Annotated in this window: 11 protein-coding genes; 6 read left to right on the plus strand and 5 right to left on the minus strand. The window is 69.1% G+C overall.

Annotated elements, in window-relative coordinates; all coding sequences use genetic code 11:
* Nucleotides 1-433 precede the first annotated feature (433 nt).
* The gene (locus AC4OXY_RS19020; protein ID WP_491994276.1) at nt 434-1,579 is read right to left on the minus strand and encodes a helix-turn-helix domain-containing protein; all 1,146 of its coding nucleotides are present in this window, start codon (nt 1,577-1,579) and stop codon (nt 434-436) included.
* Nucleotides 1,580-1,926: 347 nt separating this feature from the next.
* Here AC4OXY_RS19020 and AC4OXY_RS19025 point away from each other — a divergent pair, with 347 nt between their 5' ends.
* Both AC4OXY_RS19025 and AC4OXY_RS19030 read left to right on the plus strand, forming a co-directional pair.
* Nucleotides 1,927-2,385, plus strand: a complete 459-nt coding sequence (locus tag AC4OXY_RS19025; RefSeq protein WP_491994277.1) for a hypothetical protein — start codon at nt 1,927-1,929, stop codon at nt 2,383-2,385.
* A 566-nt stretch (nt 2,386-2,951) separates the two neighbouring features.
* Entirely contained in the window at nt 2,952-3,938 is a 987-nt protein-coding gene (locus AC4OXY_RS19030) for a YaaC family protein (protein WP_491994278.1), read from the plus strand.
* A gap of 540 nt (nt 3,939-4,478) precedes the next feature.
* On the opposite strand, the gene ppdK is transcribed toward AC4OXY_RS19030, so the two are convergent.
* Both ppdK and AC4OXY_RS19040 read right to left on the minus strand, forming a co-directional pair.
* Nucleotides 4,479-7,199, minus strand: coding sequence for a pyruvate, phosphate dikinase (ppdK, locus tag AC4OXY_RS19035; protein ID WP_356030943.1), 2,721 nt, complete (start codon nt 7,197-7,199; stop codon nt 4,479-4,481).
* 452 nt (nt 7,200-7,651) lie between these two features.
* Entirely contained in the window at nt 7,652-8,896 is a 1,245-nt protein-coding gene (locus AC4OXY_RS19040) for an ROK family protein (protein ID WP_491994279.1), read from the minus strand.
* Between the two features lie 132 nt (nt 8,897-9,028).
* Here AC4OXY_RS19040 and AC4OXY_RS19045 point away from each other — a divergent pair, with 132 nt between their 5' ends.
* The 3 genes from AC4OXY_RS19045 to AC4OXY_RS19055 all read left to right on the plus strand — a co-directional run bounded on the left by AC4OXY_RS19045 (nt 9,029) and on the right by AC4OXY_RS19055 (nt 14,384).
* Nucleotides 9,029-10,519, plus strand: coding sequence for an MGH1-like glycoside hydrolase domain-containing protein (locus AC4OXY_RS19045; protein ID WP_356030941.1), 1,491 nt, complete (start codon nt 9,029-9,031; stop codon nt 10,517-10,519).
* Entirely contained in the window at nt 10,516-12,456 is a 1,941-nt protein-coding gene (locus AC4OXY_RS19050) for an amylo-alpha-1,6-glucosidase (RefSeq protein ID WP_491994280.1), read from the plus strand. Before AC4OXY_RS19045 ends, AC4OXY_RS19050 begins: the two co-directional genes overlap by 4 nt.
* A gap of 116 nt (nt 12,457-12,572) precedes the next feature.
* Nucleotides 12,573-14,384: an alkaline phosphatase family protein gene (locus AC4OXY_RS19055; RefSeq protein WP_376285326.1), complete on the plus strand. Its 1,812-nt coding sequence runs from the start codon at nt 12,573-12,575 to the stop codon at nt 14,382-14,384.
* Nucleotides 14,385-14,395: 11 nt separating this feature from the next.
* On the opposite strand, the gene dusB is transcribed toward AC4OXY_RS19055, so the two are convergent.
* Nucleotides 14,396-15,529: a tRNA dihydrouridine synthase DusB gene (gene dusB, locus AC4OXY_RS19060; protein WP_376286239.1), complete on the minus strand. Its 1,134-nt coding sequence runs from the start codon at nt 15,527-15,529 to the stop codon at nt 14,396-14,398.
* Nucleotides 15,530-15,677: 148 nt separating this feature from the next.
* On the opposite strand from dusB, the gene AC4OXY_RS19065 reads away from it, so the two are divergent.
* Nucleotides 15,678-17,120, plus strand: coding sequence for an MFS transporter (locus tag AC4OXY_RS19065; RefSeq protein WP_491994281.1), 1,443 nt, complete (start codon nt 15,678-15,680; stop codon nt 17,118-17,120).
* On the opposite strand, the gene AC4OXY_RS19070 is transcribed toward AC4OXY_RS19065, so the two are convergent.
* Nucleotides 17,117-18,016: a helix-turn-helix transcriptional regulator gene (locus AC4OXY_RS19070; protein ID WP_356030936.1), complete on the minus strand. Its 900-nt coding sequence runs from the start codon at nt 18,014-18,016 to the stop codon at nt 17,117-17,119. The genes AC4OXY_RS19065 and AC4OXY_RS19070 overlap by 4 nt on opposite strands.
* Nucleotides 18,017-18,115 lie beyond the last annotated feature (99 nt).

Below are 18,115 nucleotides of genomic sequence, written 5' to 3' on the forward strand. Positions count from 1 at the left end.
GCATGACACTCGGCAAGAAGGTCAGCGCTCTCCATGCAACGGGTGCCGCGGCGACGAGCAAGGTCTAGCGCATACCCGTCATCGGTGGCGAACATACCAGTCGTATCGACGTTCTCAAGATGGTAGATCACCTCTGCCTCACCTAGATGGGCCGTCGCCGGCGCATTAACCCCGCCTAGAGCACGGCGAATATTATTGATCTCCCTCATAGCTCTAGGGGCGCTAGATATCTCAATGGGATCGCCAAGCCACGAAGCATCGAGGACGTTCTGCAACCTCGGTTGGGCCCCGAGACCTCTCCTCACTTCCCACTGGATGGTTTCCGTCCAGGCTGCCCTATGTCCGAAGGTGCGCTGTAGAAGGTCTAGGCGACCTACGGTGGCAAAATTCGAAAGTGTGCACGTATCGAAGTAAATCCGGCCTACAACGGGGCTCACAGGACTGGAACCATCTCCTCCGAGGTGACACGCGGAGCCACTTTACTCGGCGGGGATAGTTCTTCGAGTAGTTCTTTCGGGTCTACGCCGAGAAGATCAGCGAGCGGGCGTACTCCGATCTTGCCATCAACGTACGCCTTGATAGACCTACGAAGAAGAGGCATGGGCACGCGACGCTCGTTCCTCGCTTGCAGGTCTGATGCTCTACCAGCTCGAAGGTAGATAGCACTCGAACTCATCGCACGGATGCGGTCCCTGCCATCTGCATTGACGGCACCTATGTTGTGCAGTCGAAAGGCTAGCGCATCCAGACTAACCCTAAGCCTTCCCAGAAGACTTGCGATGCTTTCTTCGGTTACCCCTTCTCGCCTTACAACCTCTTTCAGAGGTTCAGCCGGCATGAGAAAAGAGGCCGCAAAAGAATTCGCTCGTGTCTCCGTGGGCGTTCGGACTCCCCAAACGTTTTCATCTACCTTGATGTCTTGAGAGTCGCCCGCCACAAGATGACCCAATTCATGGGCTAGCGTATAGCGTTGACGAGTTGCCGCTACCCTGCTACTGACGAGGATCAGCTGGAAATGATCCCTCGACACGCATAGCCCGTCAAGACCCGTCGGAAATGACTCGAAGGCAACATTCACTCCGAGCTTTTCCTCAACGAGTCGTGCCAGGTCGTTAAGCTCCGCTGGTAGGTCCTCGGAGTCCAAGCCCATACGCTCCCGCAATGCGTGCGCCAGTCCTTCACCCTGCTCGTGAGGAAGGCCGTCCGGGATTGTGATTTCCATAAACGAGCTCGCCTCGGATTCATTGATATCCGAGAGCAATTTGTCGTGCTTGAGCAGGAGATCAGCGCGATCTACGGCCTCTTTAATGACAGGACTCGCGCCCTCTTGCGCTCGCGCAGCAATTTTCGTTTCCGATGAACGGACAGTGTCAGACTCAAGTAGGTCTTCCACTGACACGCCAAGGTGGTCGGCGATCAGCGCGATCTCAAGGGACTTGAAATTGCGCTTACCAGCGAGCGCCCGAGACAACGCAGACGGACTGATTCCAACTGCCTCGGCAAGCTCCTGCTGCATAAGGTTGGCCGCTGTAATCGATTCTCGAACACGCTGAGCGATCGAACCGGCGCTGAGGGTCATGCCCTCCATCCTAGGTGCCGATTGCGAAAATCGCAAGCGGGTGGGCATTGTGGCGCAGTCGTTACGATGAGTCAAGAGTTGCTGGTGAGGTGGCGCTACATGTGGCTTCGAGCTGCCAGAGGCGGAAGCAGCTCGACGGCGCTAGGTTCCCGGCTGCTGCAGTGTGGTCATCGCTCCCGGCCCGTCGACACTCTGCAGGAAGGTATGCCACTCCACTGACAGTCGTCCACGGCCTATGTGTGGACAGCAGCCGCCAGTTTCCCTGGAAGCAGCATCCTGCCTGCTAAGACGGAGAGCGAGGGAACGCCCTCCGGGGCCATGTGCCATCCAAGCGGTTTCACCTGGTCGTGCTGTTCGGCATACTCAGGCGCCTGGACCGCCAGCGCAGGAGGTGGGCGATGTACGGCCGGAGCACCGAGGCATGGGATCAGTTGGCCAGTGCCGGCTTGAAGTTCCTCGTTGAGCGGGCACAGCTCCGCAAGGTCACGACCTATACGGAGATGAACTCTGTGCTGACCCGGCGGACAGGACTTCCTGGCTTCGACTTCGGGCAGGCTGACGAGCGGGCGGCGATGGGCCACCTGCTTGGACTGATAGTGGAGCTGGACTACCCAGACAGCAAACTCATGATCTCCGCCCTGGTCCACTACCTCGGCGCAAACGACGCTGGGCCTGGGTTCTACACACTCGCGCAGCAGCTCGGCTTGCTCCCCAAGGGCTCCTCCGCAACGGCGAAGCTCAGGTTCTGGATTGGGCACGTCAACTCACTCCATGAGCTCCATGCACCTTCACAGCTGCCTGGATGAAGCGGCCTCTCATGAGGTGCCGGGACGAGGCGATCGAGGGGGAACTGACCGTCGCGGGGGAGCCCGACGTTTCGACGGCATCCCATCACCTGACCATCCACAGGTGACATCAACAGCCGTGGATGGCGGCGGTCGGCGACGGTTTGGCGTGGCAGGTCTAAAGCGGTGGTCCGCCACCAGTGGGGGCGACGGCAATTACGGCAACGCTGACAGCAACGCCCGCGGACGACAACTGCCCCCGGCACCCTATCGCGGGAGGGAGCTGCCAGCCATGCCGCCTGGGCCTGACTGAACAGCGAAAGATCGAGGCTCTACCGCTCGAACCAGGCAGCCGGCAGGGCTGGAAGATGGTCGCCGTGGGAGAACCAGCCGCTACACCCGAGCAAACCGAGCATCATCTGTCGCTGAGCGAGAGGCATGCGGAACAACCCGGATTGCATGAAAATCCAGCATGCGGCTGCGCACTTCCAACTACCCTGCGAGACATGGCAACTACTGAGTCGCGGTGGCGCCCCAGGAAGGACTCCTGGAGGCTTCTGCGAGGGGCTCGATCACGCCCTGTTGGGATGGCTGGCCGCGAAGTCAATCGAGGCAGAACTTTCCAAGCCGCTCTTGAACAATCGGAGCAGTTTCTTCGCAGCGCCGAGGGCGCAGGGCCTGAGACTCGTCCTCTGCAAATCTTCTATGGCCTATCACAGGCCGGGCGCGCAATAGCCGCAGCGTCCAGTCGTCTAGACGAGTCTGAGTACCGCCCTATCGGTCACGGCATGAGGACTCAGGACACGCGTGATCAAGGAGACTTGTGGAGGGTATCTGTTGAGATGGCAAAGAGCGGCACTCCCCAGGTGGTGGCCAAAGCTATAGACTCGGCGATTTGGCCCGCCAAAACGAAGCTGACGCTGGCGGAGCTCTGGCCGTTGCTTCCCGACACAGCGCCGGAAAGAGTTCCGTACGAACTAAGCCCGTTCACGGCCTTGCGCTACGAGCACGTTACTTCAGGCCCTCTGGCCTCCAGGCCAGATGTCGAAGCTGCTTGGCTGAGCGGCGTTCCGTGGAGCGTCTACGGTAACCGGGATTCTCCCGGTGTTGTTGAGCAGTGGCTAGCTGGTTATCCCAGACTCAACGGGTGGTCAGGAAAGCCCAAGATTGCGCTACTCGGCGGTGACGTCCGCATGAGGTTGGTGTGGCCGGCGGAAACGAAGCACGCAGGTTGGCGAGAATTCCAGCGACTGAATCCGCAACTGAGTGGTTTGCCCGACGTACGTGCACCGTGGGTGCGTCGATCTACCCAGTACGGTGGGGAGTGGTGGGCGCTGCCCGCCATGCATGGCACGTCCGAGCCGGTGCACCCACTGCTCGTCTGGTGGGCGATCCTGCTTGCCCTCTCCTCTCTGGCCCGCTATGAGCCAGAGACCTGGGCTCACCTGATTGATGTTGATCAGCCAGCGTCTCCCGCAGTTGCAATCGAGCACTTGATGGAAGAGGCACTATCCGCGATCCCTGCTCTGACAGCCGCCGCCTTGGCCCACGTCTCGGCGTTCGCCAGTGGGTGACCTTAGACAGCGGTCACGCATCGAGAGGATGTGGACCATGCGTGGACTGGTCCACGCATGGTCTGCCGCGCTCGGGCTGTGACCTGCTGCTTCGTCCCGGACAAAGACGGCCTCCGGAGCCGTTGCACTACAGCGGCGAAATACACCAACCCCTCCGACTGGCGCCGGCTGCGTGGCCAGGCCGACCGGAAAGAGAGGGCGAACAAACACCGGGTAGGTCGTGACAACCTCAGAACGCACACACCCCGCCCTGGGCTAAGGGCGGGATCCTCTGTGGTAACGGCGCGTGACAGGCCCCAGCTGTGCCCTGAGGGCACAACCAGGGCACAGCGTCCTCGTACGGATTCAACAGCAATCAACGCCAGCAAACGTCATTTGGCCTGGTCAGCGACGTAGCTTGACAGTCTCTACAGATGATGCACGGAGAGGCGACACCCCCGCACAGGGTGTCGCCTCTCCTTCTCGTGCGCCGGGGCCGCCGCCGATCGGTGAGGGTCGGGGACCGACGGCGGCTCCGGGGTTCATACGGCCCCGGAGGGGTCAGCGGTGGTCGCTGCCCGCCGACTGCGTCGCCGCGCGGCCCGCCTCCAGGCGGGCGACCGGGATGCGGAACGGGGAGCAGGAGACGTAGTCCAGGCCGACCTCGTGGAAGAAGTGGACCGACTCCGGGTCGCCGCCGTGCTCGCCGCAGACGCCGAGCTTGAGGTCGGGGCGGGTGCGCCGGCCCGCCTCGGCCGCCAGCTTCACCAGGGAGCCCACGCCGTCCTTGTCGATCGTCTCGAACGGGGAGACGCCGAAGATGCCCTTCTCCAGGTAGGCCGTGAAGAACGAGGCCTCGACGTCGTCGCGGGAGAAGCCCCACACCGTCTGCGTCAGGTCGTTCGTGCCGAAGGAGAAGAACTCGGCCGCCTCCGCGATCTGGCCGGCGGTGAGCGCGGCGCGCGGCAGCTCGATCATGGTGCCGATCGCGAGCTTCAGCTCGGTGCCCGTCGCCGCCTCGACCTCGGCGATGACCTGGTCGGCCTCCTCGCGGACGATCTCCAGCTCCTGGACCGTGCCGACCAGCGGGATCATGATCTCGGCGCGCGGGTCGCCCTTGGCGTTCTTGCGCTCGGCCGCCGCTTCCGCGATCGCGCGGACCTGCATCGTGAACAGGCCGGGGATGACCAGGCCGAGGCGTACGCCGCGCAGGCCCAGCATCGGGTTCTGCTCGTGCAGGCGGTGGACGGCCTGGAGCAGGCGCAGTTCGTTCTCGTGGGGCTCCTGGCGGGACTCGGCCAGGGCCACCCGGACCGAGAGCTCGGTGATGTCCGGGAGGAACTCGTGCAGCGGCGGGTCCAGGAGGCGGACCGTCACCGGCAGGCCGTCCATCGCCGAGAACAGCTCGACGAAGTCCTGCTTCTGCAGCGGGAGAAGGGCCTTCAGGCTCTCCTCGCGCTCGGCCTCCGTGTCGGCCAGGATCAGACGCTCGACCAGCTCACGGCGGTCGCCGAGGAACATGTGCTCCGTGCGGCACAGGCCGATGCCCTGGGCGCCGAAGCGGCGGGCGCGCAGCGCGTCCTCGGCGTTGTCCGCGTTGGCGCGCACCCGCAGCCGGCGCTTGCGGTCGGCGAAGGCCATGATGCGGTGCACGGCCTCGACCAACTCGTCGGCGTCGTGGGCACCCGCGTGCATGCGGCCCTCGAAGTACTCCACGACCGGGGACGGGACGACCGGGACCTCGCCGAGGTACACCTTGCCGCTCGAACCGTCGATGGAGATGAGGTCGCCCTCCTCCACGACCTGCCCGCCCGGCACCGTCATCCGGCGGCGCTTGGTGTCGACCTCCAGCTCCTCGGCACCGCAGACACAGGTCTTGCCCATGCCGCGGGCGACCACGGCCGCGTGCGAGGTCTTGCCGCCGCGGGAGGTGAGGATGCCCTCGGCCGCGATCATGCCGTCGAGGTCGTCGGGGTTGGTCTCCCGGCGGACCAGGATGACCTTCTCGCCCGAGCGCGACCACTTCACGGCGGTGTACGAGTCGAAGACGGCCTTGCCGACCGCCGCACCGGGCGAGGCGGCGATGCCGCGCGCGACCTGGGCGACCTTCGCCTGCTCGTCGAAGCGCGGGAACATCAGCTGGGCCAGCTGGGCGCCGGTGACGCGCTGGAGCGCCTCGGTCTCGTCGATCAAGCCCTGGTCCACCAGCTGCGTCGCGATGCGGAAGGCCGCGCCCGCCGTGCGCTTGCCGACGCGGGTCTGGAGCATCCACAGCTGACCGCGCTCGATGGTGAACTCGATGTCGCAGAGGTCCTTGTAGTGGTTCTCCAGGGTCTCCATGATCTGCATGAGCTGGTCGTACGACTTCTTGTCGATCGACTCCAGCTCCGCGAGCGGGACCGTGTTGCGGATGCCCGCGACGACGTCCTCGCCCTGGGCGTTCTGGAGGTAGTCGCCGTAGACGCCCTGGTGGCCGGAGGCGGGGTCACGGGTGAAGGCGACGCCGGTGCCGGAGTCGGGGCCGAGGTTGCCGAAGACCATCGAGCAGATGTTGACGGCCGTGCCGAGGTCGCCGGGGATGCGCTCCTGGCGGCGGTAGAGCTTGGCGCGGTCGGTGTTCCACGAGTTGAAGACCGCCTCGATGGCGAGGTCCATCTGTTCGCGCGGGTCCTGCGGGAAGTCCCGGCCGGCCTCCTTCTTGACGATCTTCTTGAAGGTGGTGACCAGCTTCTTCAGGTCGGCGGCCTCCAGGTCGGTGTCGACCGTGACCTTCTTGGCCTCCTTGGCCTTGTCGAGGGCCTCCTCGAAGAGCTCGCCGTCGACGCCGAGGACGGTCTTGCCGAACATCTGGATCAGGCGGCGGTAGGAGTCCCAGGCGAAGCGGTCGTCGCCGGCCTGCTTGGCCAGGCCCTGCACCGACTTGTCGGACAGGCCGATGTTCAGGACCGTGTCCATCATGCCGGGCATGGAGAACTTGGCGCCCGAGCGGACGGAGACCAGCAGCGGGTTGTCCGGCTGGCCGAGCTTCTTGCCCATGTTCCGCTCAAGGGCGTCGAGGTGCGCACTCACCTCGTCACGCAGTGCCGCAGGCTCCTCGCCGCTCTCCAGGTAGACCTTGCAGGCCTCCGTGGTGATGGTGAAGCCGGGAGGGACCGGCAGACCGAGGTTGGTCATCTCGGCGAGGTTGGCGCCCTTGCCGCCGAGGAGGTCCTTGAGGTCCTTGTTGCCCTCGGTGAAGTCGTAAACGAACTTCGCTACGTGGGGTTCTTTGTTTTCCGACACGGGTCTCGACTCCTTGAGGCCACGGTGGCTGCCCTGACGGCGAGGAACATACCCAGATCGAAGGTTCCTGGGTACGTCTACTTGCGCGTCATGCGCCTGTAACCACCCGTCCGCCACCGGATCGAAAGTCAAAGCTTGGCAAGCCGGCACGGCCCGATGTGTTCACTTCTTGAAGGCAAGTACCCCTCAACACCGGGTTTATCGCTCAGATGAGCAGGGATCCCGCACGTCTGATTTCGATCGATGAACGATCAAGGGGTGGCACCGAGTGCCACCCCTTGGAGAAGTGCAGTCGCCCATGATTCGCTCATCTGAGCGCAACCCTTATCAAGGGTGGCGAGAATCACGCTGCCACAGCGGCCGGGATTTCACCATGCGGACCGTCGTCCGAGACCCGAAACGCGCCCGGAAACCCCTCGAAACCCCTCGTCACGCACCCGCCGGCAGCGGCCTCACACCCCCAGCGCCAGCAGCCGCTCCTCCACCCGCTCCGGCGCGTAGAGGTGTTCCACGACCAGTGCCCCCGCTCCGATGAGCGCGGCCCGGTCGCCGAGCGCCGAGGTGACGACGTCCAGGTGGGCCGTGGAGCGGGGCAGCGCCCGCTGGTAGAGCAGCTCGCGCACGCCGGTGAGGAAGGGCGTGCCCGCCAGGTCGCCCGCGATCATCAGCACCCCGGGGTTGAGCAGGGTCACCACCGTCGCCAGCACGTCACCGACCAGGCGCCCGGCCTCCCGGGCCAGCGCCGCCGCCTCCGGGTGCCCGGCGGCCAGCAGGTCCCGTACGTCCGAGCCGGACGCGGCCGGGACGCCGGACTCCGCCAGCCGCCCCGCCACGGCACCCCCGCTCGCGACGGCGGCGAGACAGCCGTGGGAGCCGCACCGGCACAGCGCGTCCGCGCCGACCCGGATGTGCCCGATGTCCCCGGCGCCGCCGTCGATGCCCCGGTAGATCGAGCCGTCGACCACGACCCCGGCGCCGATCCCGGTGGACACCTTGACCAGGACGAACGCCCCGCAGTCGGGGTGTCCGGCGCGCTGCTCGCCGTACGCCATGAGGTTGGCGTCGTTGTCGACCAGGACCGGGACGGCGGCCGGGGCGCCGGCGCGGCCGCGGTGACCGGTGTGCTCCGCGAAGGCGCGCGAGAGACGGCCCCGTATGTCGTAGCCGTCCCAGCCCGGCATCATCGGCGGCTGCACCACCCGGCCGGTCTCGCTGTCCACCGGACCGGGTACCGCCAGCCCGATGCCGGCGACCTCCGGCGCCGTGTGCCCCGCCTTCTCCAGCAACGCGCCGAACCAGCGGCCGAGTTCACCGAGCACGGCTTCCGGCCCGTCCTCCACCACCAGCGTGCCCGCGTGCTCGGCGAGCAGTTCGCCGGTCAGGGACAGCACGGCCGCGCGGGCGTGCCGGGTGTCGAGGTCGGCGGCGAGGACGACGGCGTGGGAGCCGTCGAACTCCAGCGTGATGGAAGGGCGCCCGCCGAGCGGCGAGCCGACCGGGCCGCCGGCCCCCTCGCGCAGCCAGCCCGCCCGGAACAGCCGGTCCAGGCGCTGGCCGACCGTGGCCCGGGACAGCCCGGTGACCTGCTGGAGCGCGCCCCGCGTCACCGCCCGTCCGCTGCGCACCAGTTCGAGCAGGTCGCCGGCGCCGGCCTGGCCGCCGTTCGTCCTGACGGCTCTTCCCGGACGTCCGGTCATGCGCACCCCCTTGTGTTCCTCAACCCTGCATTACATAGTGGGTTTTGCGTGTTAAGTAGACGTAACCCTACGGTAGCCACAACCGAACCCGGCCGACCCGGCCGGGCGTTCTTCGTCTTCGGGGAGCCCCGAGTGGATCGCACTGCCCAGCTCACCACCCGCGCCACGGAGCACCCGATCGCATACGATCCCCCGGCCTCCGGCGACAGTCTGCACGTCAGGGCGGCCCGGGTACTGGCGGCGAACTGGACCGGGAACGCGACGGTCCCGTCCCGAAGCCTGTATCCGCACCAGTGGTCCTGGGACTCGGCGTTCATCGCCATCGGCCTGCGGCACGTCTCGCCGCTGCGGGCCCAGACCGAGCTGGAGACGCTGCTGGCCGCCCAGTGGGGCGACGGGCGCGTGCCGCACATCGTCTTCAACCCCTCCGTCCCGCTCGACGCCTACTTCCCGAGCCCCGACTTCTGGCGCTCCGCCACCGCCGGGCGCACCGCGGGCGCCCCGCGCACCGTACAGACCTCCGGGATCGTGCAGCCACCGGTGCACGCGCTCGCGGCCTGGCTGGTCCACCGCGCCGACCCGGTGCTCTCGCGCTCCCGCGGCTTCCTGGCCCGGGTGTACCCGCGCCTGGCCGCCTGGCACCGCTATCTGACGCACCGGCGCGACCGGGGCGGCGCAGGGCTCGTGTCGGTGGTCCACCCCTGGGAGCAGGGCATGGACAACAGCCCCTGCTGGGACGCCCCGCTGGCCCGGATCACCCCGGCCCCGGCCCGCACCTTCCGCCGGGCCGACCTCGACCACGGGGCGGCCGAGGACCGGCCGACGGATCTGGACTACGGGCGGTACGTGCGGCTGGCCGCGGACTACCGGGACGGCCGATATGCCGACGGGGAGGGCGAGTTCGCCGTCGAGGACCCCGCGTTCAACGCCCTGCTCATCGCCTCCGAGCACGCGCTCGCCCGGATCGCCGAGGAGCTGGGCGCGGCCGGCACCGCCCGCCGCGCGCGGGCCGAACGGCTGACGGCGGCGCTGGTGGAGCGGCTGTGGGACCCCGCGGCCGGCATGTTCCTGTGCCGGGATCTCATGGGCGGGCAGGGACTCGTCCGCGAGCGCAGCGTCTCCGGGCTGATCCCGCTCATGCTCCCCGGCCTGCCGCCCGAGATCGCCGCCACGCTCGTCCGCACCCTGCGCGGTCCGCACTTCGGATGCGGGGACGGGCCCGGCGACCGCACCCGGCTCGTGCCGAGCTACGACCTCCTCGGCGAGGCCTTCGACCCGCACCGGTACTGGCGCGGGCCCGCCTGGTTCAACACCGGCTGGCTGCTGGAGCGGGGCCTGCGCGCGCACGGGGAGCCGCGACTGGCCGACACCCTGCGGGCGGCCGTGCTGCACCTCGCCGACGCCACCGGCTTCGCGGAGTACGTCGATCCGCGCACCGGCGAGGCCTGCGGCGCGACCGGCTTCGGCTGGACCGCCGCGCTCGCCCTGGACCTGTATCACGACGTGCAGGGCCAGCCCCGCCCCCAGCCGTACCAAGAGCTTGTCAAGGGCGCCCGCGAGGGCGTGTCCAGCGCGGTCACCGGCACGTTCGACACGAGTGACGAAGGAGGAGACCGGCGATGACGGACCGGCATCATCTGCTCGTGCACGGGGCGACGTTCGCCGCCGTGGGCGACCGGGGCGACATCAGCGGAGTGCGGGGCAGCGGCGCCCCGGACGGGTTGTTCGTACGGGACGCCCGGCACCTCAGCCGCTGGCAGCTCACCGTCGACGGCGCCGTGCCCGAGGTGCTCACCCCGGTCACCGAGGGGGACGCGGCCCGCTGCGTCCTGGTCCCGCGCGGCGGCCGCCGGGAACCCCCGGCGCACACCGTCTTCCGTCACCAGGCCGTCGGCGACAGCGCGTTCGTGGAGTCGCTGCGGGTCACCAGCAACCGCCCGGTGCCGACCACGGTCCGGCTCGCCCTCACCGTCGACGCCGACTTCACCGACCAGTTCGAACTCCGCTCCGACCACCGCACCTACGTCAAGCCCGGCGCCGTACGCTCCCGCGAAGTGACGGGCGACGGCATCGAGTTCACCTACCGGCGCGCCGAATGGACGTCCCGTACGGCGATCACGGCCGACCCGGCCCCCGACGCCGTGGAGGAGACCGGCACCGGCGCCCGCCGCCTGGTGTGGACCCTGGACCTGCCCGCGCACGGCACGAGCGAGCTGATGCTGCGCGTGATCGCCCGCCCGCACGGCGAGAAGCGGGCCGTCCGGGTGCCGCGCGACCCCGCCGCCGTGCACGAGCAACTCCAGGTGCGCGAAGCGGAGTTCATGGAGGGCGTGGCCTTCCCGACCGGCTGGCCGGAGCTGGCGGAGGCGTGCGCGCGCGGCCTCGCCGATCTGGCCGCGCTCCAGGTGCCGGCCGGCGGACCGGGCGGCGAGGAGCTGCGCGTCCCGGCCGGCGGGGCCCCCTGGTACCTCACGCTGATCGGCCGGGACGCCCTGCTCACCTCCCTGTTCGCGTTGCCGTACCGGCCCCGGCCGGCCGCAGCCACGCTGCTCGCCCTGGCCACGACCCAGGCGACCGGCTCCGCTGGCCCGTCGCGCGTCGCCCAGCCCGGCAAGATCGTGCACGAGGTGCGGCACGGCGAGCTGGCGCACTTCGGGCAGGTGCCGTTCGGGCGCTACTACGGCTCCGTCGACGCGACCCCGCTGTTCCTGGTCCTGCTCGGCGCGTACGTCGAGCAGACCGGGGACACGGACCTGGCCCGCGGCCTGGAGCGGCATGCCCGCGCCGCCGTCGGCTGGATGCTGGACCACGGCGGGCTGACCTCGCGCGGCTATCTCGTCTACCGCGCCGACGAGGGCGGCCTCGCCAACCAGAACTGGAAGGACTCCCCCGGCGCGATCTGCTGTGCCGACGGCACCCGGCCCACCGGCGCGGTGATGGCGGCGGGCGCGCAGGGGTACGCGTACGACGCGCTGCGCCGCACGGCGTGGGTGGCGCGGACGGTGTGGGGCGACGAGACGTACGCGGCGCTGCTGGAACAGGCGGCGGCCGATCTGCGGGACCGTTTCCAGCGGGACTTCTGGATGCCGGAGCACTCCTTCCCCGCGCTCGCGCTCGACGGGCGGGGCCGCCGCGTCGACGCGCTGGCCTCCGACGCCGGGCATCTGCTGTGGTCGGGGCTGCTGGACAAGGAGTACGGCGAGGCGGTCGGCCGCCGGCTGCTGGAGCCGGACTTCTTCTCCGGGTGGGGCGTGCGCACGGTGGCCGCGGGCCAGGCCGCGTACCACCCGCTGTCGTACCACCGGGGCTCCGTGTGGCCGCACGACAACGCGCTGATCACGCTGGGGCTGGCGCGGTACGGGCTGCACGACGAGGCCCGGACGGTGGCGCACGCGCTGGTCGACGCGGCGAGCACCGCCGGACACCGGCTGCCGGAGGTCCTGGCCGGGTACGGGCGGGACACGCATCCGGAGCCGGTGCCGTACCCGCACGCGTGTGTGCGGGAGTCGCGTTCGGCCGCGGCGCCGCTCGCGCTGCTGACGGCGGTGGGCGGGGTCTAGCCAGGGCGTTGGATTTGCCCGGTGTTTGCCCTGTGGCCTGAACAGGGGCCCGTGAGGGGCCGTACGAGACTGCGGTACAGGTCTCGCACGGAAGGACCTTCGGGTTGTCCCAGGACATGAGCACGCGCCAGGAAACCGGTACGGACGGGGAGACCGAGGCGCCGGACACCATCCCCGACGGAACTCCCGCGCGCTCTCCCCACCGCCCCCTCACGCTCAGGCTCAGGGCCCTGCCCCGGCCCTGGGCCGCGGTGCGGGCGCGGACGCGGCGGTGGCGGGCGGCGCATCCGGGCGCCGCGCGGGCGCTGTCCGGCACGGTCACCGTGCTGGCCGCGGTGCTCGTCGTCGTCGCCCTGGGGATGCCCAACTCCGTGGACCGGGTGCACACCTCGACGTTCGTGCGGATACCGGCGGAGGCCGTGATCGGGGCGGCGGTGATGATCGCGCTGCCGCGCCGGCCGCGGGTGGCGCTGGCCGTCGTGTCCGGGGTGGCGCTGGGCGCGATGACCGTGCTGAACGTGCTGGACATGGGGTTCAACCAGTACCTCGGCCGGGGCTTCAACGCCGTGCTCGACTGGAGCCTGTTCGGCGACGCGGAGTCGTACCTGGTGGACTCCTTCGGGCACACCGCCGCGGTGGCCGCCGTGGCCGCCGTGATCCTCCTCGTGCTGCTGGTCTTCGTGCTGCTGGCGCTGTCCATGGTGCGGCTGAGCAATCTGCTCGCCCGGCACCCCGGCCTCGCGACCCGGGGCACGCTGGTCGCCGGAGTCGTCTGGATCACCAGTTCCTCGCTCGGCCTGCAGATGTCCGGCATGCCGCTCGCCACCGACACCACCGCCACCGCGCTGAAGGACCAGGCCCACCGGATCTCGAACGCGATCAGGGACGAGGCGGCGTTCCGCAAGGTGGCGAAGGTCGACGCCTTCGGGAACACCCCGGGCAGCCAGCTGGTCCCGGACCTGCGCGGCAAGGACATGATCTTCACGTTCATCGAGAGCTACGGCCGCAGCGCCGTCGAGGACCCGATCATGGCCCCCGGCGTCGACGCGACCCTCGACGCCCGCACCAAGGCGCTGGCCCAGGCGGGCTTCCACGCCAAGAGCGGCTGGCTGACCTCGGCGACGTACGGCGGCAGCAGCTGGCTCGGCCACTCCACGACCATGTCGGGCCTGTGGATCAGCAACCAGCAGCGCTACCGCACGGTCATGGCGAGCGACCACATGAGCCTGACCGACGCGTTCAAGAAGACCGGCGACTTCGACACGGTCGGCGTCATGCCGGGCGTGCAGAAGGGCTGGCCGGAGCAGAAGTGGTACGGCCTGGACAAGGTCTACAACGCCTTCCAGCTCGGCTACCAGGGACCGAAGTTCAGCTGGTCGACCATGCCGGACCAGTACACGCTCCAGCAGTTCCAGGACCGGGTGCACAGCAAGAAGCCGGCCGCCGGCAAGTCACGGATGTCGCTGCTCATCCTCACCTCCAGCCACACCCCCTGGGCGCCGATCCCCAAGATGGTCCCCTGGAACCAGCTGGGCGACGGCTCGGTCTTCGACTCCATCGAGAAGGCGGGCCACCCGTCCACCTACACCCTCACCGACGACACGCACACCAAGCAGGAGTACGGCAAGTCCGTCCAGTACACGGTGACGGCGCTGACCGAGTGGCTGGAACGGTACGGCACGAAGGACACCGTGCTGGTCTTCCTCGGCGACCATCAGCCGAACGCCCACGCCAGCGGCAACCACGCCAGCCGTGACGTGCCGGTCTCGATCGTCGCGAAGGACCCGAAGCTCCTCGACAGGATCACGAGCTGGAACTGGACCGACGGCCTGCGCCCCGCGCACAACGCCCCGGTGTGGAAGATGAGCGCCTTCCGCGACCGCTTCCTGACGGCGTTCGGCTCGACTCCGCACCCGAAGACGAACTGACCGAGGGGCCGTCAGCCGCCGGAGGTGTCGAGTTCGGCGTCCTCGCTGATCCCCGCGCAGTCGTACGGGTCCTTCAGCCAGCCGTCCGGCAGCACCACCCGGTTGTTGCCGGACGTACGGCCGCGGGGCCCGTCCGCGCCGGCCGGCCAGGGCTGGTCGAGGTCCAACTCGTCCAGTCCGGCCCGTAGTTCCGCGAGCGACGAGGTGATCGCGAGCCGCTTACGCATCTCCGAGCCGACCGCGAAGCCCTTCAGGTACCAGGCGACGTGCTTGCGGAAGTCGACCACGCCCTTGGACTCGTCACCGAGCCACTCGCCCAGCAGCGTCGCGTGCCGGACCATGACGTCGGCCACCTCCCGGAGCACCGGGCGGGCCAGATCGTCCAGGCGTCCCTCGAAGGCCGCCACCAGGTCCGCGAACAGCCACGGCCGCCCGAGGCACCCTCGCCCGACCACGACGCCGTCGCACCCGGTCTCGCGCACCATCCGCAGCGCGTCCTCGGCCGACCAGATGTCGCCGTTGCCGAGGACGGGGATCTCCGGGACGTGCTCCTTGAGGCGGGCGATGGCCTCCCAGTCCGCCGTGCCGCCGTAGTGCTGGGCGGCGGTGCGGCCGTGCAGCGCGATGGCCGTCACGCCCTCCTCGACGGCGATGCGGCCGGCGTCGAGGAAGGTGAGGTGGTCGTCGTCGATGCCCTTGCGCATCTTCATCGTGACGGGCAGGTCACCGGCCCCGCTCACGGCCTCCTTCAGGATCGCCCGCAGCAGGTTCCGCTTGTACGGCAGCGCCGAGCCGCCGCCCTTCCTGGTGACCTTGGGGACCGGGCAGCCGAAGTTCAGGTCGATGTGGTCGGCCAGGTCCTCCTCCGCGATCATGCGGACGGCCTTGCCGACGGTGGCCGGGTCGACGCCGTACAGCTGGATCGAGCGCGGCTGCTCGCTCGCGTCGAACCTGATCAGCTGCATGGTCTTCTCGTTGCGCTCGACCAGCGCCCGGGTCGTGATCATCTCGCTGACGAACAGCCCCTTGCCGCCGCTGAACTCCCTGCACAGCGTGCGGAAGGGCGCGTTCGTGATGCCCGCCATGGGTGCGAGCACGACCGGCGGCAGCACGGCGTGCGGGCCGATGGAGAGCGAGTGGGACATCAGACGACTCCGGAACAGGCGTACGGCGGTGACGGCAGAGGGCAAGAACCCATTGTCCCTCACTCCCCCGGCAGCCCGGCCGGCCGCTCCGGATCATGCAGCAGTCATTAGTTAGACGCACTATCGAAATCGGCGTACGATGGAACGCATGCCCGAGCTGAGCCCTCGCCGCCGTCTGCTCGTGCTCGCGATCTGCTGCATGAGCCTGCTCATCGTGAGTCTCGACAACACCGTCCTGAACGTGGCGCTGCCCTCCATGCAGCGCGAACTGCACGCCTCGACCTCCGGCCTCCAGTGGACGATCGACGCCTACACCCTGGTGCTCGCCTCGCTGCTGATGCTCGCGGGCTCGACGGCCGACCGGATCGGCCGCAAGAAGGTCTTCATGACCGGCCTGCTGGTCTTCACCGTCGGCTCCGTGCTCTGCTCGCTCGCGCCGAACCTCTCCCTGCTGATCGTGTTCCGCATGGTGCAGGCCGTCGGCGGCTCGATGCTCAACCCGGTCGCCATGTCGATCATCACCAACACCTTCACCGACGCCCGTGAGCGCGCCCGCGCGATCGGCGTGTGGGGCGCGGTGGTCGGCATATCCATGGCGGCCGGTCCGCTGGTCGGCGGGCTGCTGGTGCAGTCGGTGAGCTGGCGCTCGATCTTCTGGATCAACCTCCCGGTCGGCCTCGTCGCCCTCCTGCTCACGCTCCGCTTCGTCCCCGAGTCCCGCGCACCCAGGGCCCGCCGCCCCGACCCGGTCGGCCAGCTCCTGGTCATCGCCCTGTTCGGCTCGCTGACCTACGCGATCATCGAGGCGCCGGACTCCACCGCGTCCGTCGTCGCCCCCTTCGTGGCCGTCGCCGTCGTGGCCCTCCTGGCGCTGCTGTGGTACGAGCCCCGCCGCGACGAACCCCTCATCGATCTGCGCTTCTTCCGCTCGGCGCCGTTCAGCGGGGCCACCGTGATCGCGATCGCCGCCTTCGCGGCGCTCAGCGGCTTCCTGTTCCTTTCGACGCTGTACCTCCAGAACGTCCGCGGCCTGGACGCCCTGCACGCGGGCCTGTGGATGCTCCCGATGGCGGCGCCCACCTTCCTGTGCGCGCCCCTGTCCGGCCGCCTGGTCGGCACCCGCGGCCCCCGCCTCCCGCTCCTGATCGCCGGTACGGCGATGACGGCGAGCGGCGTCCTGTTCGCGGCCTTCGACGCGCAGACCTCGAACGCCGGCCGCCTGCTCTGCTACGTCCTGTTCGGCATCGGCTTCGGCTTCGTGAACGCGCCGATCACCAACACCGCCGTGTCGGGCATGCCGCGCGCCCAGGCCGGGGTCGCCGCCGCCGTCGCCTCCACCAGCAGGCAGCTGGGCCAGACCCTCGGCGTCGCGGTGATCGGCGCCGTCCTGGCCTCCGGCATCGGCTCGGCCTCGTACCACCATGCCTTCGTCGCGGCGGCCCGCCCCGGCTGGTGGATCCTCACGGGGTGCGGACTGGCCGTCCTGGTCCTCGGCCTCCTCACCAGCGGCCGCTGGGCCCGCGCGACGGCGACCCGCACGGCGGAGAGCCTCCGGGCACCGGAGATCCGCCAGCCGGTGGGCACCTCCTAGAGCGGCCCGCCGACGGCCGGCAGCGGTTCGCGGGACAGCTCGTACAGCCTCTCCAGGCGCTCCCGGGTCTCCTCGTCCTTCGCCGTGTACATCACCATGCGGGCGCCCGCCTCGGGGCCCAGCCACAGGTCCGTGTGCACCAGCCGGAGGTGGCCGACGTAGGGGTTGTGGTACTCCTTGGTCTTCGTGCGGGCACCGACCACCTCGTAACGCTCCCAGTGCTCGCAGAACGCGGGGGACGCCGCCTCCAGGCGCTTGAGGAGCATCTTCCAGGCCGGTTCGCCCAGGTGACCGGCGAGGGAGGCACGCAGCCGGGCGGCCATCAGCCGCTGGGTCTCCTCCAGGTGGACGACCGCCTCCTGCCACTCCTTGTTGGTGTACACGAGCAGCATGCAGTTGCGGTCCTCGGGCGGGATCGCGTCCAGGTCGCCGAGGAGGCGGCCGTAGGGGCGGTTGTAGGCGAGGATGTCGTACCGGCTGTTCTGGATGCAGGCCGGCAGCGGCTCCAGCCGGCGCAGCATCTCGCGCAGCGCCGGGGTGACGCTCGGGCAGCTCGCGGCGGGCGTCGGGTCGGTGGCACCGGCCAGCTGGAACAGATGGGCGCGCTCGCTGGCGTCCAGCATCAGGGTGCGGGCCAGGGCGTCCAGGACCTGCACGGAGACCTGGATGTTGCGGGCCTGTTCGAGCCACGTGTACCAGGTGACGCCGACCGCGGAGAGGTGCGCGACCTCCTCCCGGCGCAGTCCGGGCGTACGGCGCCGGGCCCCGCGGGGCAGGCCCACCTGCTCGGGGGTGATGCGCTCGCGACGGCTGCGCAGGAACGCGGCCAGCTCGTGCCGCCGGATCTCCGCGCCCCGGGCGGACTGCGCCGCGCCGTCCTGTGCCATGGTCGTCATGCGTCCAGGGTGCCGCCGGGCCGATCCTGTTGCCAGGTATTTCTTCTACCAGGATGAACACACTCTGGTACCCGTCTGGGCGGGGGCACAGGGTCGAGG

Source organism: Streptomyces sp. HUAS MG56 (assembly GCF_058673395.1).

What these genes read in the sequence shown, in the direction of transcription:
- AC4OXY_RS19020 (WP_491994276.1), bottom strand. Translation starts at nt 1,579, where the DNA reads ATGACCCTCAGCGCCGGTTCGATCGCTCAGCGTGTTCGAGAATCGATT.
- AC4OXY_RS19065 (WP_491994281.1), top strand. Translation starts at nt 15,678, where the DNA reads ATGCCCGAGCTGAGCCCTCGCCGCCGTCTGCTCGTGCTCGCGATCTGC.
- AC4OXY_RS19070 (WP_356030936.1), bottom strand. Translation starts at nt 18,016, where the DNA reads ATGACGACCATGGCACAGGACGGCGCGGCGCAGTCCGCCCGGGGCGCG.
- AC4OXY_RS19040 (WP_491994279.1), bottom strand. Translation starts at nt 8,896, where the DNA reads ATGACCGGACGTCCGGGAAGAGCCGTCAGGACGAACGGCGGCCAGGCC.
- AC4OXY_RS19050 (WP_491994280.1), top strand. Translation starts at nt 10,516, where the DNA reads ATGACGGACCGGCATCATCTGCTCGTGCACGGGGCGACGTTCGCCGCC.
- AC4OXY_RS19030 (WP_491994278.1), top strand. Translation starts at nt 2,952, where the DNA reads ATGGCTGGCCGCGAAGTCAATCGAGGCAGAACTTTCCAAGCCGCTCTT.
- AC4OXY_RS19055 (WP_376285326.1), top strand. Translation starts at nt 12,573, where the DNA reads ATGAGCACGCGCCAGGAAACCGGTACGGACGGGGAGACCGAGGCGCCG.
- dusB (WP_376286239.1), bottom strand. Translation starts at nt 15,529, where the DNA reads ATGTCCCACTCGCTCTCCATCGGCCCGCACGCCGTGCTGCCGCCGGTC.